Raw genomic sequence first — 13363 nt, 5'->3', positions numbered from 1 at the left:
CTCGCCGGGGCGTTTTTAGAAAAGCAGGAGATAGATGACTTCATAACGCTTCTCGCCCAAACCGAGGACTTCAAGAAGTTCGAGGAAATCCTTGAGGAAATTGAGGAGCTTGAAGAGGAGTGAGCTCGGCCCTTGGTTCTCATCATTTTTGCCGTGTAAGTCACGGACTCAGATACCCTAGAGGTCGTCATCGCTCGCTTCTCTTCAAGAAAGGGAAGATAAAAGCCTAACGGCTCAGTCAGTATACCCCTCATCACGTTTCAGCTACCGTGAGGTTCGTCATCGCCGTCTCTCCCTGGAAACGTCCCTTAAAAAAGGTAGCTCAGCCGAGGGAGAGCAGGACTTCCTCGTAGGCCCTCTCAATCTTGCCAGCCACGACCTTCCAGGAGTATTCTGCCTCGACAGCCCTTCTCCCCGCTTCCCTGAGCTCCCTTGCAAAATCTTCGTCCGCCAAAATTCTGCTTACGGCCTGCCCGAGTGCGAGTTCATCCCCTGGGGGCACTAAAAGACCGCTTCCGCTCCTTTCAACCACCTCGGGAATCCCACCAACAGTCGTCGCCACCACCGGAACTCCCGAGGCCATCGCCTCAAGGACCACTATTCCAAAGGCTTCAGCCGTTATGGAAGGGAGCACGAAGACATCAGCCGACGCGTACAGCTTAGGCAGGAGCTCGTTGGGGACGTAGCCCATGAAACGAACCCTCTCACTTATTCCAAGGAACTTCGCCTGGGCCTTGAGCAGGGGGAGCATCTCGCCCGAGCCGACCATCACGAGAACGACGTCATCGAACTCCCTCGCAATCCTCTGAAAGGCGTTTAGGAGAACGTGAGGCCCCTTCCTCGGTGACATCCTGCTGACGTAGAGGACAACGCGCCCCTCGATGCCGAGCTCCTCCTTGACTTTTTCCTTCTCCCCCTCGCTAATGGGCCTGAAGAGCTCGTCGTCAACACCGTTCGGGATTATCTCGACGGGGGAGTCCGTGAAGTGCTCTATGAACGCTTTTGCCGCCTTGCTGACGGCTATTATCCTGTGGGGAAAGCCCAGGTAGTGGCTGAAGAGGGGGAACGTCAGCCCGAGGGCCTTCCAGAGCGAGGACTCGTGGGAGAGTGATATGCTGTGCGTCGTCATTAGAGTTGCCTTCCCGAGGTTTCTGCCGGCTTTCGCGGCCTTGAGGGACAGTGGCGTGAAGGCGTGGTGGGAGTGAATCACGTCGAAATCTTTCAGGTACTCGCCGAGCTCCCTGTTGGATTTGAGGCCGTAGGTGAGGTTTATGCCCAGGATTGGGCTCACCGTCCCTGGAATCTTTCTCAGCTCGATGCCCAGCTTCTCAAGCTCTTCCTCCTTCCCGGTTTCGAGGTCGTTCGTCACGATTGCGACCTCGTGGCCCCTCTCCCTCAGGTGTATCGCAAGGTGGTGCATGTGGCTCGCAACGCCACCGACCTTCGGGTAGTACCAGTCGCTCACGAGCGCTATCCTCATGACCGACCCCCCACCGCCCTGTAGAACTCGACCGCTCCGACAAGCGACCAGAGGTACTGGTAGATGAACTTGTATGTGAAGGCAACGAGGGTGCTCTTCGTTGACGAGCCGAGGGCGAGAGTTATACCGAGCTCGTTTGCCCCGATTCCCGAGGGGATACCGCTCAGGCTCGCGAAAAGGGTGCTGAGTATGAAAGCCTTGAATGCATCCAGCAGGCCAACAGGAAGTCCGAAGGCCCTTCCAACGGCGATTATTCCAGCAACCTGCAGGAGCACCGCGAGCACAGAGAGGAGAAGCGACAGCGTGAAGGTCGTCGAGTCTCTCCTTGAGGACCTCCACCCCGAATACGTCCTCTCAAGGTAGTTTCCAAGCCGTTCGGCGAGCTTGGGGCTGAGCCTTTGGATTAGGGCAATCCCTCTATTGAGGAGCGTATAAGCCCCTCTATCGTAGAACAGGATTAGGAAGAGAACCCCAAGCAGAAAGATACCCCACTTAGTGGCGCCGAATACGAGGAGGGAGATACCGGCGATGATTAGAACCTCCAGGGAAATCCCGAAGGCGAGGGCGGACAATGCTTTGAAGTAGTCCCCTCCGACGAGCTTCACCTTGGCAACGTGCCCCACACTCGGGGGGAGGAAGGCCATCATGTAGAAACCGCTCAGAATTGCGGTAAAGGTTTTCCTGAAGCTCGTCTTCTGGAGCTTTCTGAGGACGATGTACCACCTCAGAGTTGAGACAAGTATAGCCGAAAACGCCATCCCAAAAGCCAGGAGGAGAAACCTCGGGTCGGCCGTCGAGATTGCCTCCCCCAGTTCCTCCACCTCTATTGTATGGGCAATGTAGCCTACCGAGAACAAGAGGGCGAGGATTGAAAGAAAGGTTCTTTTCTTCATAACGCCGTCCCTCCAGCCGCTAAAACTGCCCCGACCATCGCCACGTCGAAGATGCGGTAGACGGTTCTCTTCTCAACCCCCAGCCCGCGCCCCGCGAACATCAGGGAGGAGGCGATTATCAGGTGGGGCTTGAGGGTGTACAGAGTTACCGCGATGGCGAGGACTGAGAAAACCTCCACGAGGAGCTCGCTCCTCCCTTTCCCAATGACTATCGGGGTTGTCCTGAGTCCAGCCCTTAGGTCGCTCTCGTAGTCCGAGAGGTGATTCCTCAGCTCGAGGGCGAAGGAGTAGAGGGTTATCCCTGTGGCTATCAGGATTTCCGCCTCTGAAAGGCTTCCATCGATGAGCGCTCCGTAGATGAAGGGCAGGCCCCCGAAGAACAGCCCGTGGGACAGCACGTCAACTATGGGCCTCGCTTTAAGCCTTGGTGGGGCCGAATAGAGAGTAGCTAGGAGTAGCATTGCAACGTAAACCGCAAACGCAGTTCCATTTGTGGTCAGTGCAAGCCCGAGCCCCGTCACCGCGAGCAGAGCAGATATCGCCAGCCCTTCTCTAAACGACAGTTCTCCGGAGGCTATGGGGTTCTTCTTAACCTTCACTGGATTTTTGGAATCCGTATCAACGTCGAAGCAGTTGTTTATTGAGAAAGCGTACCACACGAAGAGGACTCCAGCCAAAAAGGCCGTAGTTAACTTTTCTATTTCGGTATTGTTCCAGTTCATCAGAAGGGCGAACCCAATCAGTGCTATGTATGCCCTTCCCTCCAGTGGCCGGAGGTTTCTGACAACGGCTGAAATCGATGTCATCGTTATCACCGCTCATCCTTTGAAGAAAGTGTTATAAACCTTTCCACGAACTAGTGAATGGGTATGAAGAAAAATCTTCAGGGGATTGCCGATGGAGGATGTGCTCCGTGCCCTCTCGAAAAGCCTGAAGGCCTTTGAACTCGGTGAGTCTGAGATAAAAATCTACTCCCTCCTTCAGCGGGAGTCGCTGACGCCGAGGCAGATTGCGAAAACCCTCGGCTTGTCCGAGAGAATCGTCAGGGAAAAGCTGAAGCACCTCCTCGAGCTGGGCCTCGTCGAGAGAACCCTCGTGAACAGGGGCTGGCTGGGCTACGTTTACTACGCCAAGGCCCCCAGGGAGGCCCTCCAGGCGCTCTTCAGCAGGCTGGAGTCCACGCTGAAGGCCATAGAAAAGGAGGGCGAGACGAAGCTGAAGGGCTGAATTCCTATACACTCCTGCCGAGCTTTGGACCGTCAAAACCCTTATAACTTCTGCCCCGGTAGTTAACTACTGGGGTGGTAGTTACGTACTTCGATATCCGACCCAAGAGAAAGCGCGAGGATTTGTATGACCGTGAGAAGGAGCTGAGCGATTTTGAAAACTCCCTCCGTTCGAACAACCCCCTCACGGTCATCACGGGAATCAGAAGGTTGGGGAAGACTTCCCTCCTCCTCGTGGGGCTGAACGAACTCGACCTTCCCTACGTCCTAGTGGACTTCAGGGGGGTGAACCCGAACTCCAGAATGGACGTCTACAAGCGGATAGAGAGCTCCCTAAACCTTTTCTTCCGCGAGAACCGCGACCTCTGGGAGGAACTCAAGGAAAACCTAAGGGCCATAACAGGCCTTCGAGTTCTGAGCTTCGGCGTCAACCTCTCCTGGCGCGAGGAGAAGACTGACTTGATGGCCCTGTTCAGGGAGCTCGAAAAGCACGACGTCGTTCTGGCCTTCGATGAGGTGCAGTATTTGAGGGGCCCCGTCGGGAGCGAGTTCGCGGGCCTAATCGCTCACCTCTACGACTACTCGAACCTGAGAATAGTCATGACGGGCTCTGAAGTTGGCCTGCTCCACGACTACCTCGGCGTTGACGACCCCCGGGTGCCTCTCTACGGCAGGTACTTCCACGAGGTTACACTCCCAAGGTTCACGCGGGAGCAGAGCAGGGACTTTCTGATTAAGGGGTTCGAGCAGGTTGGACTTTCCCCTCCAGAAGAGCTAATCGAGACCGCGGTGGAGAGGCTCGACGGCATCGTAGGTTGGCTCGTTCTCTTTGGCAGGAGGGTTCTTGAGAAGGGCCCCTCTGAAGAAGTCATTGAGGAGGTCTTTGAAGAGGCCAGGAGACTCGCGCTGGAGGAGTTCGAGAACTTCCTCTCAAAGAGGCCTTTGGCGAGGAAACGCTACCTTGAAATAATGCGTGCCGTCGCGAGCGGAAGGAACACGTGGGAAGGGATAAAGGAGCACCTCGAACGGAAGGAAGGCAAAAGCATAGCCGACAGCGTGCTGGCAAGGCTCTTGAAGGCGCTTGTTGATTCCTCTTTCCTCCAGAAGGTCAGGGACGGTCGGAACGTCCATTACAAAATCCCCGACCCGGTGCTTGAGGCAGTGTTCAAGTAACAAGAAAAACAGGGAGAGAAGAAACCCTCACGCGTTCTCCTTTCCTTCCCTCTTCTTCGTGAGGTACTCGTGGATGGCCTTTGCGGCCCTCCTTCCGTCGCCCATAGCGAGGATAACCGTTGCCTCGCCCCTTATCGCGTCTCCACCAGCGAATACCCCAGGAATGCTCGTCATCATGTTCTCGTCAACGACAATCCTTCCGCGCTCGACCTTCAGACCGGGCGTGTTGATGATGAGCCTGTTGGGGTGCTTGCCGATTGCGATGATGACGGTGTCGGCCTCGATTGTCACGTACTCTCCAGTCCCGACTATCTTCCTCTTTCCGCGCTTGTCCCTCTCGTCGAGGGGCTTCATCTTCTCGAACTTGACCGCTTTCACGTTGCCGTTCTCGTCGCCGATGAACTCCACAGGGTTGATGAAGTACTCGAACTTTATGCCCTCCTCCTTGGCGTGTTCGACCTCCTCAATCCTCGCGGAAACGTCCTCTTCACCGCGCCTGTACGCGATGATGACCTCGGCACCGAAACGCCTCGCGCTCCTCGCGGCGTCCATTGCCGTGTTTCCGGCTCCGATGACTATTACCTTCTTGCCGACCTTGACTGGAGTGTCGTACTCCGGGAACAGGTATGCCTTCATGAGGTTAACTCTGGTTAGGAACTCGTTCGCCGTGTAGATTCCGTTGAGGTTTATTCCGGGAGCGTTGATGAGCCTCGGGGTTCCGGCGCCTGAACCTATGAAGACGGCGTCGTACTCTTCAAGGAGCTCCTCTATGGTCACGGTCTTTCCGACGATGTGGTCGGTGAGGATTTTGACGCCGAGCTTCCTGAGCTTGTCAATCTCGCTCTCTACAATGCTCTTCGGTAACCTGAACTCTGGAATTCCGTACATCAGGACTCCTCCGGGCTCGTGAAGGGCCTCGTAGATGGTAACGTCGTAGCCGAGCTTTGCCAGCTCTCCAGCGGCGGTAAGTCCAGCGGGTCCAGCTCCGATGATAGCCACCTTCTGGCCCTTCTTCTCTATTTTCGGCACCATCTCGAAGAGGAGCTCCTCGTCTATGCCCTTCTCGCGCGCGTAGTCTGCAACGAACCTTTCGAGCTTGCCGATGTTTATCTTGTCGCCGACTTTGCCCATGACACAGTTCATCTCACACTGGTCCTCCTGCGGGCAGACGCGACCGGTGGTTGCGGGCAGGGAGTTGCAGGCCCAGATGACCTTGAGGGCCTCCTTTACAGCTTTGTCCGGGTCGTCGCGGTACTCGACGAGCTTTCCGATGAAGCCGGGGATGTTGATGTGGACTGGACAGCCCTTTATACAGGGGGCGTAGTTGGCAGGACACTGCAAACAGCGCTCGGCCTCCTTAACGGCAAGCTCGAAGGTGTAACCGAGGTTAACTTCCTTAAAGTCGTGAATCCTCTCCTCGGCGGGCCTCTCGGGCGTGGGAACGCGTTCCTTGATGAGCTTTCTCCTAACGGCCATTTCACTCACCCCTCAGGGACTTGAGGTACTCCTCAAGGGCCCTCCTCTCCAAATCGGTGTAGAAGCCGACCCTGTGAATCAGCTCGTCCCAGTCGACCTTGTAGGCGTCGAAGCCAGGCCCGTCAATGCAGGCGAACTTGACCTCTCCGCCGACCATAACACGGCAGGCACCGCACATGCCGGTTCCGTCCACCATAATCGGGTGCAAGTCTGCGTGCATCGGGATTCCGAACTCCTTCACGACGTTGAAGACCGCTTTCTGGGCGCCTGCGGGGCCAACGGTGAGCACGAAGTCAAAGTCCTCCTCGGAGAGGAGCTCCTTTACCTTTTCGGCTCCCCTCTTCGCTATTTCCGCAACTATCTCCTTCGTTCCCCAGCCTTCCTGGATTTCAAAGCCTTCAAATATATGCCTCGAAACGCTCTCCGTGAACTCATCCTTGAGGATTGCCATCGGTGCGGGGGCCACGTGAAGGGTTGTAACGTCGTTTCCAGCTTTCTGAAGCGCTTTAGCTATTGGGAAAACTTCCACTATTCCGGCGCTGAGACCAACGGCTAGAACCCTGCCGAACTTCTCTATTGGCGCGGGGTTCCCGAGGGGACCGGCAACGTTGAGGATTGAATCTCCCGGCTTGAGCTCGTTGGCCATCCTCATCGTGGTCTTTCCGCGGACGAAGGTTATCAGGACTATCCATCCCTCCTCGCGGTCCCACATCACAGGAGTGAGAGGTATCCTTTCACCGTTTGGAAAGGCCCTTACGATGACGAACTGACCCGGCTGAACCTTTCTGGCCACGTGTGGAGCCTCTATCCTGTACATGATGTGCTTCGGAGCCAGCTCCTTCTTCTCGAGTATCCGGTACACGATGAACACCTCCGTGCATGAGCCCAAAGTTGGACATCTAAAGGTTCAAAATCTTTAGTGTTTATAAACGTGTCCTCAACCTTTAGTTAAGAACTCCGAATGGATTTCGATGGACAACTTTGAAACCTGAAGGAAACACTTTTTAGGCGGGACACCGAGGTGAGAACGGTGCCGAAAATGGAGTGGACGCGGGTTGTGTACCACGTCGCGGTAGTCGTGGCGGCCCTGGGAATGTTTCTGCCCCTCCTCTATGGAGCAGTGCCCTTCGTCAGGGAACTCCTCGGGAGCAATCCCCTACTTAAATCCCTCGCGGTAATAGCACTTGGCTGGCTAACGGCCTACTTCACGTTCGAGGAAGAGAAAGGAGAAGAGCTCACAGCTTCCTGAGGAATGTTATGTAACCTGTGTGGGCCAGCATCGTTGTTTTTGGTCTCATGCAGTCCCTCTTTACCTCCTGTTCTCTGACGAGGACTTCAACGACCCTCGGCCTCATGAAGTGCTCTCTATACTCCTCCAGCGCCCTGAAGAAGCGGTGAACCTGGTTCATGCAGGGTGTGTAGGCCACAAAGTATCCACCCGGCCTTAAAACGTCAACCGCGTGCGGAAGGACGTTCTCCGGTTGCGGTAAATCTAAGACGATGTGGTCGGCGGTCTCCTCTTCTATTCCGTCGTAGATGCTCCTGTTCTTCAGAACAACCCTGTCCGAGAAGCCGGCGAGCTCGATGTTCCTCTTCGCTATCTCGTAGAAGTCCCTCCTGACCTCGTAGCTTATAACCCTGCCCTCCGGCCCGACGGCGTTGGCGAGGAATATCGTTAAAGCCCCGCTCCCGGCTCCGGCCTCTATGACGGTGTCGCCGGGTGAAATGCCGGCGTAGGCTATGATTATGCCCGCGTCTTTGGGGTGGACTATCTGGGGCCCCCGTTTCATCTTCGCTATTATGTCGTTGATGTCCGGCCTGAGCGCCACGAATGTCTCTCCCCTGTGGCTCTCTATCCTGCTCCCGTAGGGCTTCCCTATGAGCTCACCCAGCCTGAGGATTCCGAGGTCGGTGTGGAACTCCCTGTCCTCAACCTTCACGAGGTAGCGCTTTCCCCTCTTATCGACGAGAAGAACCCTGCTTCCCTCCTCAATCACCAATCCCACCGTCCTTGTAGACTTTGAACTCCCCTCCGGAGACCTCCACTATTGCCGTGCTGAGTTCCTCGAGTATCGCGAGGTGGGCGCGCTTTATGACGTCGGCGTTCACGAAGTTGATTATGACAAGGTCCTCCGCTGGAATCGTGCTCACCGCCGTGAGTATCGACTTGATGGCGTTCTCGGGGTTGAAGTGGATGTAGTGGCCGAGTCCGAAGGTCACCATGTACTTCGGCTTCTGGGGAAGCCGTGATATCTTGCTCATGATGGAGTGGTAGCTCCTCAGGAACGTGTGGGGGTCGTAGCTCGGCACAACGTCCTCAAGGATTTCGCCGTAGGTCACCGTTCCCGGCCCGACCCTCACGACCTTTAGGTCTTTGAGGAGCTCCAGAACGCTGGAGTAATCAACATCTCCCCTCCTCATGAACTTCCTGAGAAGAATCTCGCCCATTCCAAAGAAGTCAACCACAACCACTCCGCCTGCGTTTATGGCGGGTAACAGCTCGCCCCACGCAAGGTTCTCTATGGGTTCTCGCGACTGGTACTCGATTAAAACAACGTCTCCGGGGGTCATGAAGCTGAGCACGTCTTTCTCAAGGTTTTTGATGGCCATGACCTTCACCAAAAGGGTTTTTAACGGCCGGTCTTTTAAATCTTGCCGGGTGGGAAGATGAAGTTCGCGGTGTGGCCGAGCGAGCTCGACGCGAGACTCAGCAGGAAGTACGGGAGAACCGTCCCCAAGAACGTCGCGGTTGACGCTCCAAAGCTTTCCGAGATAGAGGACGCCGCTCTAATTCTCGGGATGAAGGTCATTGAAAAGGACCACAGCAAGTTCAACCCCCGTCTTTCGGGTCTCGACGAGGAGCTCAGAACTTACGGCTTTCTGAGAATTGAAAGTCCATACGGAAAGGGGAAGAGCCTCAAAATGATTGCGGAGAAGATTAGAGAACTCCGTTCGAGGGCAAAGTCCAAGAAGGGCAAGGCTAAGAGGAAGAGAAGGTAATCACTCCTCCTCCATCTCGACGACGATGGCGGTAGTGGTGTCTATAACGCCGTCGATGTTGTGGATGTCGTGGAGGATTCTCCTCGTCAGCTCGCCGAGGTCCTTTGCCTCGATGTGGACGATGGCGTCGTAGGGACCGGTGACGGCGTCGGCCTTGGTAACGCCCGGTATCTGCTTGAGGGCCTCGATAACGCTCTCAACTTTTCCAATTTCTACAGTCAACAAAACATACGACCTAACCATTGGCATCACCGCCGAAATTTTCTTCGCTCTTTAGTTGGAGCCCCTCTCATTTAAGCTTTTCGTAGCCCAAACCTATTTAACCGCTCCGTCAATAGGGGTTGCGGTCGAAATGAGGGTTGATGAACTTCCCGTTGACGAGAGGCTTAAGGCAGTCCTCAAGGAGAGGGGCATAGAGGAGCTCTACCCACCGCAGGCGGAAGCATTGAAGAGCGGTGCCTTAGAGGGCAGAAACCTCGTTCTGGCAATCCCAACGGCGAGCGGAAAGACGCTGGTGAGCGAGATAGTCATGGTGAACAAGCTCCTCCGCGAGGGGGGCAAAGCCGTCTACCTCGTCCCCCTCAAGGCCCTCGCCGAGGAGAAGTACCGCGAGTTCAAGGAGTGGGAGAAGCTGGGCCTGAAGGTCGCGGCAACCACAGGAGACTACGACTCAACCGACGACTGGCTTGGGCGGTACGACATAATAGTCGCCACCGCCGAGAAGTTCGACTCCCTTCTCAGGCACGGCGCGAGGTGGATTGACGACGTTAAGCTCGTGGTTGCCGACGAGGTTCACCTAATAGGCTCCTACGACAGGGGAGCGACGCTCGAGATGATTCTGACGCACATGCTCGGCAGGGCCCAGATATTGGCCTTGAGCGCCACCGTCGGCAACGCGGAGGAGCTGGCTGAGTGGCTCGACGCTTCCCTCGTCGTCAGCGATTGGAGACCAGTTCAGCTGAGGCGGGGAGTTTTCCACCTCGGAACGCTAATCTGGGAGGACGGGAAGGTTGAGAGCTATCCCGAGAACTGGTACTCCCTCGTTACCGATGCCGTAAAGAGGGGCAAGGGTGCGCTCGTATTCGTCAACACGAGGCGCTCGGCTGAGAAAGAGGCTTTGGCGCTCTCGAAGCTGGTCTCAAGTCATCTTACCAAGCCTGAAAAGCGGGCCTTAGAAAGTCTCGCCAGTCAGCTTGAGGACAACCCCACGAGCGAGAAGTTAAAGAAGGCCCTCAGGGGCGGCGTTGCCTTCCATCATGCAGGGCTGAGCAGGGTTGAGAGAACCCTGATAGAGGACGCCTTTCGCGAGGGTCTAATTAAGGTAATCACAGCGACGCCGACCCTCTCGGCTGGGGTGAATTTACCTTCATTCAGAGTAATAATCCGCGACACCAAGCGCTACGCGGGCTTCGGCTGGACCGACATTCCCGTTCTGGAAATCCAGCAGATGATGGGTCGCGCTGGAAGGCCGAGGTACGACAAATACGGCGAGGCCATAATAGTTGCCAGAACAGACGAGCCCGGCAAGCTGATGGAGCGCTACATCCGTGGGAAGCCCGAGAAGCTCTTCTCGATGCTCGCCAACGAGCAGGCCTTCAGGAGTCAGGTCTTAGCTTTAATTACCAACTTCGGAATCAGGAGCTTCCCCGAGCTCGTGCGCTTCCTTGAGAGGACTTTCTATGCCCACCAGAGGAAGGACCTGAGCTCGCTCGAGTACAAGGCGAAAGAGGTGGTTTACTTCCTCATAGAGAACGAGTTCATTGACCTGGACCTTGAGGACAGGTTTATGCCGTTGCCTTTCGGCAAGAGAACTTCTCAGCTCTACATAGACCCTCTCACGGCCAAGAAGTTCAAGGACGCCTTTCCTGCAATCGAACGGAACCCAAACCCCTTCGGAATCTTTCAGCTCATAGCCTCAACCCCCGACATGGCGACTTTAACGGCCAGAAGGCGCGAGATGGAGGACTACCTCGACCTGGCCTACGAGCTTGAGGACAAGCTCTACGCGAGCATACCCTACTACGAAGACTCGCGCTTCCAGGGCTTCCTCGGTCAGGTGAAGACTGCCAAGGTTCTCCTCGACTGGATTAACGAGGTTCCCGAGGCGAGGATTTACGAGACCTACTCGATAGACCCCGGCGACCTCTACAGGCTCCTTGAGCTTGCCGACTGGCTCATGTACTCGCTCATCGAGCTCTACAAGCTCTTCGAGCCGAAGGAGGAAATCCTGAACTACCTCCGCGACCTGCACCTTCGCCTGAGGCACGGGGTTAGAGAAGAGCTCCTCGAACTCGTCAGGTTGCCGAACATCGGAAGGAAGAGGGCGAGAGCCCTTTACAACGCAGGCTTTAGAAGCGTTGTGGACATAGCGAACGCAAAACCTGCGGAGCTTTTGGCGGTCGAGGGAATAGGTGCGAAAATCCTCGACGGAATCTACCGCCACCTTGGAATCGAGAAGAGGGTAACGGAAGAAAAGCCAAAGCGAAAGGGAACCCTTGAGGACTTCCTCAGATAGCCTCTCCCTCTCCCCTTCCACTCCAGAGGACGAAAACGTTTCTGCCCGGGTTCAAACCGCTCTCGTGGGCCCTCTGATAGAGCTTTCCGCCCGTTCTCTGCCCGAGGAAGTAGGCAAGAACAAAGACGAGTATCAGCGGTGCCCCGCTGGAGTTCCAGCTGAGCCCCGCCAAGTGCCTCAGCACCACGACCAGCGGGACAGGAAGGTGAACAGCCAAAGCCCACTCCAGCCTGTTTCCCGTCCTCTTGGCATGGGCTCTCCAGAAGCCGAACGGTATATTGACAAAGAACGTTACTATTAGACCGATAATAAACCAGTTTACGTTCATCTTTCCCACCATAATGGTTTTCAGACTGAATCTTAAAAAGTTTTGCCACCCTAACAGGACTCAACCTTTTTAAATCCTTCCCGAGCTACTCGGGGTGGGCTCAATGATAGTAATAGTCACTGGAATGCCCGGTTCAGGTAAGAGCAGGATTGTGGAGGAATTCGAGAAGAGGGGCTTTCCCAGCGTTTCTCTCGGCGATATCGTCCGCGAGGAGACCGTAAAGCGGGGCCTCGAGCTCACCAAGGAGAACGTCGCCAAGGTGAGTATAAGGTTGAGGCAGGAGCTCGGTCAGAACGCCGTTGCCAAGCTCGCGGTCGGGAAGGTGAGGCTCCTTTTGGAGAAGAGCCCGCTCGTGGTCATAGACGGCGTCCGTTCCCTCGACGAGGTGGGAACCTTCAGGGGAGCCTTCCCGGGGGAGGAGATAGTCATCATCGCCGTCCATACGCCACCAAGGCTCCGCTTCGAGAGGTTAAAGGCGAGAGGAAGGCACGACGACCCTCAAACCTGGGAGGATTTCGAGGAGAGGGACTGGAAGGAGCTCCGCTTTGGAATCGGTGGCGTTATAGCGATGGCCGACCACATGCTGATAAACGACGGCTCGAAGGAGGAGTACGAGAAGAAGGTAAAGGCCCTCGTCGAGGAAATCATCCGAGGGCTGAATCGAGGAGGAGCATGACGTAGAAGCCCGCGAAGAAGCCCAGCGTGACGAGGGTCTCGCTCTTCTCCCCCTTGTATATCTCAGGAATCATCTCCTTGACGGTGACGTAGAGCATTGCCCCTCCGGCGAGGCCGAGGCCGTAAGGTAGCGTCCAGGCGAAGGAAGTGAAGAAGACCGCGCCGAGGATTACCATGACCATCTCGGCCAAACCGCTCAGGACGCCGATGAGAACAGGGCCGAGGCTCTTCTTCTGTATGACAGCGAGCGGGAGCGAGACGACGGTTCCCTCGGGGAAGTCCTGAATGCCTATCGCTATTGCCGTAACGAGGCCGACCTCCAGGTTGTAGACGAGGGACGTCCCAACCGCCAACCCCTCGGGCAGGTTGTGGATTATGAGCGCGAAAACGAGGAGCCAGACCTTTCTCAGCTTCTCCTTCATCCCCTTCGGACCCTCGTAGCCCCTGACGAGGTGTTCGTGGGGCAGAAGCCTGTCAACGGCGTAAATCAGCAGGACGCCGAGGGCTATTCCCAGGGCTACGGGCGGAAACCCGGCGCTCTCTATTCCCGGCAGAATGAGCGAGGTGAACGAGGCTACAATCATAACCCCGGCCGCG

The 13363-nt window shown here is 56.0% G+C and carries 17 protein-coding genes; 7 read left to right on the top strand and 10 right to left on the bottom strand.

Annotation, left to right across the window (positions count from 1 at the left end; translation table 11 throughout):
- A partial coding sequence (locus tag MVO87_RS11290; RefSeq protein ID WP_524540259.1) for a DUF7132 family protein occupies positions 1–123 on the top strand: 123 nt, incomplete at its 5' end.
- A 199-nt stretch (positions 124–322) separates the two neighbouring features.
- Here the strand turns inward: MVO87_RS11290 and MVO87_RS00235 are convergent.
- Genes MVO87_RS00235 through MVO87_RS00225 form a run of 3 tightly spaced genes read right to left on the bottom strand, consistent with a single transcriptional unit; the run spans position 323 to position 3179 of the window.
- Positions 323–1480: a glycosyltransferase family 4 protein gene (locus tag MVO87_RS00235; RefSeq protein WP_297551775.1), complete on the bottom strand. Its 1158-nt coding sequence runs from the start codon at positions 1478–1480 to the stop codon at positions 323–325.
- On the bottom strand, positions 1477–2373 hold the full coding sequence (locus MVO87_RS00230) for a lysylphosphatidylglycerol synthase transmembrane domain-containing protein (protein WP_297551773.1): 897 nt from the start codon (positions 2371–2373) through the stop codon (positions 1477–1479). Before MVO87_RS00230 ends, MVO87_RS00235 begins: the two co-directional genes overlap by 4 nt.
- Positions 2370–3179, bottom strand: a complete 810-nt coding sequence (locus MVO87_RS00225; protein ID WP_297512269.1) for a UbiA prenyltransferase family protein — start codon at positions 3177–3179, stop codon at positions 2370–2372. The genes MVO87_RS00230 and MVO87_RS00225 overlap by 4 nt, the downstream gene beginning before the upstream one ends.
- Positions 3180–3270: 91 nt before the next feature.
- Here MVO87_RS00225 and MVO87_RS00220 point away from each other — a divergent pair, with 91 nt between their 5' ends.
- Positions 3271–3600 (top strand): helix-turn-helix domain-containing protein, encoded by a 330-nt coding sequence (locus tag MVO87_RS00220; RefSeq protein WP_297512259.1) that lies wholly within the window; start codon positions 3271–3273, stop codon positions 3598–3600.
- 74 nt (positions 3601–3674) lie between these two features.
- Positions 3675–4772 (top strand): AAA family ATPase, encoded by a 1098-nt coding sequence (locus MVO87_RS00215; protein WP_297551771.1) that lies wholly within the window; start codon positions 3675–3677, stop codon positions 4770–4772.
- Between the two features lie 27 nt (positions 4773–4799).
- On the opposite strand, the gene gltA is transcribed toward MVO87_RS00215, so the two are convergent.
- Positions 4800–6248 carry an NADPH-dependent glutamate synthase gene (gene gltA / locus MVO87_RS00210; protein WP_297515780.1) on the bottom strand — a complete coding sequence of 483 codons (1449 nt, stop codon included), beginning with the start codon at positions 6246–6248 and terminating at the stop codon, positions 4800–4802.
- A gap of 1 nt (position 6249) precedes the next feature.
- Positions 6250–7110: a sulfide/dihydroorotate dehydrogenase-like FAD/NAD-binding protein gene (locus tag MVO87_RS00205; protein WP_297515783.1), complete on the bottom strand. Its 861-nt coding sequence runs from the start codon at positions 7108–7110 to the stop codon at positions 6250–6252.
- 168 nt (positions 7111–7278) lie between these two features.
- Here MVO87_RS00205 and MVO87_RS00200 point away from each other — a divergent pair, with 168 nt between their 5' ends.
- Positions 7279–7497: a hypothetical protein gene (locus tag MVO87_RS00200; protein WP_297515786.1), complete on the top strand. Its 219-nt coding sequence runs from the start codon at positions 7279–7281 to the stop codon at positions 7495–7497.
- Here MVO87_RS00200 and MVO87_RS00195 read toward each other — a convergent pair.
- Both MVO87_RS00195 and MVO87_RS00190 read right to left on the bottom strand, forming a co-directional pair.
- Positions 7484–8245: a tRNA (adenine-N1)-methyltransferase gene (locus MVO87_RS00195; protein WP_297515788.1), complete on the bottom strand. Its 762-nt coding sequence runs from the start codon at positions 8243–8245 to the stop codon at positions 7484–7486. The genes MVO87_RS00200 and MVO87_RS00195 overlap by 14 nt on opposite strands.
- Entirely contained in the window at positions 8238–8858 is a 621-nt protein-coding gene (locus MVO87_RS00190; protein WP_297515798.1) for a DUF257 family protein, read from the bottom strand. The genes MVO87_RS00195 and MVO87_RS00190 overlap by 8 nt, the downstream gene beginning before the upstream one ends.
- 57 nt (positions 8859–8915) lie before the next feature.
- On the opposite strand from MVO87_RS00190, the gene MVO87_RS00185 reads away from it, so the two are divergent.
- Positions 8916–9248, top strand: a complete 333-nt coding sequence (locus MVO87_RS00185; RefSeq protein WP_297515792.1) for a signal recognition particle protein Srp19 — start codon at positions 8916–8918, stop codon at positions 9246–9248.
- Here the strand turns inward: MVO87_RS00185 and MVO87_RS00180 are convergent, their stop codons facing one another.
- Positions 9249–9491 carry an Lrp/AsnC family transcriptional regulator gene (locus tag MVO87_RS00180; RefSeq protein ID WP_042691796.1) on the bottom strand — a complete coding sequence of 81 codons (243 nt, stop codon included), beginning with the start codon at positions 9489–9491 and terminating at the stop codon, positions 9249–9251.
- Positions 9492–9600: 109 nt separating this feature from the next.
- On the opposite strand from MVO87_RS00180, the gene MVO87_RS00175 reads away from it, so the two are divergent.
- Positions 9601–11763 carry an ATP-dependent DNA helicase gene (locus MVO87_RS00175; RefSeq protein WP_297551769.1) on the top strand — a complete coding sequence of 721 codons (2163 nt, stop codon included), beginning with the start codon at positions 9601–9603 and terminating at the stop codon, positions 11761–11763.
- Here MVO87_RS00175 and MVO87_RS00170 read toward each other — a convergent pair.
- The gene (locus tag MVO87_RS00170) at positions 11756–12103 is read right to left on the bottom strand and encodes a hypothetical protein (RefSeq protein WP_297551767.1); all 348 of its coding nucleotides are present in this window, start codon (positions 12101–12103) and stop codon (positions 11756–11758) included. The genes MVO87_RS00175 and MVO87_RS00170 overlap by 8 nt on opposite strands.
- Positions 12104–12194: 91 nt before the next feature.
- Between MVO87_RS00170 and MVO87_RS00165 the strand changes: the two genes are divergently transcribed.
- Positions 12195–12767, top strand: coding sequence for a dephospho-CoA kinase (locus MVO87_RS00165; protein ID WP_297551777.1), 573 nt, complete (start codon positions 12195–12197; stop codon positions 12765–12767).
- Here MVO87_RS00165 and MVO87_RS00160 read toward each other — a convergent pair.
- On the bottom strand, positions 12736–13363 hold a 628-nt coding region (locus MVO87_RS00160; RefSeq protein WP_297551765.1), incomplete at its 5' end, for a ZIP family metal transporter. The genes MVO87_RS00165 and MVO87_RS00160 overlap by 32 nt on opposite strands.

Source organism: Thermococcus sp. (assembly GCF_027063845.1).
Classification (GTDB): Archaea; Methanobacteriota_B; Thermococci; order Thermococcales; family Thermococcaceae; genus Thermococcus.
The sequence above is the reverse complement of the archived record's forward strand: the minus strand, read 5'-3'. Positions and strand labels throughout refer to the sequence as shown.

Bases quoted from the DNA above. Each gene is read 5' to 3' on its own strand.
- MVO87_RS00235 (WP_297551775.1), bottom strand. From the start codon at position 1,480: ATGAGGATAGCGCTCGTGAGCGACTGGTACTACCCGAAGGTCGGTGGC.
- MVO87_RS00230 (WP_297551773.1), bottom strand. From the start codon at position 2,373: ATGAAGAAAAGAACCTTTCTTTCAATCCTCGCCCTCTTGTTCTCGGTA.
- MVO87_RS00225 (WP_297512269.1), bottom strand. From the start codon at position 3,179: ATGACATCGATTTCAGCCGTTGTCAGAAACCTCCGGCCACTGGAGGGA.
- MVO87_RS00220 (WP_297512259.1), top strand. From the start codon at position 3,271: ATGGAGGATGTGCTCCGTGCCCTCTCGAAAAGCCTGAAGGCCTTTGAA.
- gltA (WP_297515780.1), bottom strand. From the start codon at position 6,248: ATGGCCGTTAGGAGAAAGCTCATCAAGGAACGCGTTCCCACGCCCGAG.
- MVO87_RS00190 (WP_297515798.1), bottom strand. From the start codon at position 8,858: ATGGCCATCAAAAACCTTGAGAAAGACGTGCTCAGCTTCATGACCCCC.
- MVO87_RS00185 (WP_297515792.1), top strand. From the start codon at position 8,916: ATGAAGTTCGCGGTGTGGCCGAGCGAGCTCGACGCGAGACTCAGCAGG.
- MVO87_RS00180 (WP_042691796.1), bottom strand. From the start codon at position 9,491: ATGGTTAGGTCGTATGTTTTGTTGACTGTAGAAATTGGAAAAGTTGAG.
- MVO87_RS00175 (WP_297551769.1), top strand. From the start codon at position 9,601: ATGAGGGTTGATGAACTTCCCGTTGACGAGAGGCTTAAGGCAGTCCTC.
- MVO87_RS00170 (WP_297551767.1), bottom strand. From the start codon at position 12,103: ATGGTGGGAAAGATGAACGTAAACTGGTTTATTATCGGTCTAATAGTA.
- MVO87_RS00165 (WP_297551777.1), top strand. From the start codon at position 12,195: ATGATAGTAATAGTCACTGGAATGCCCGGTTCAGGTAAGAGCAGGATT.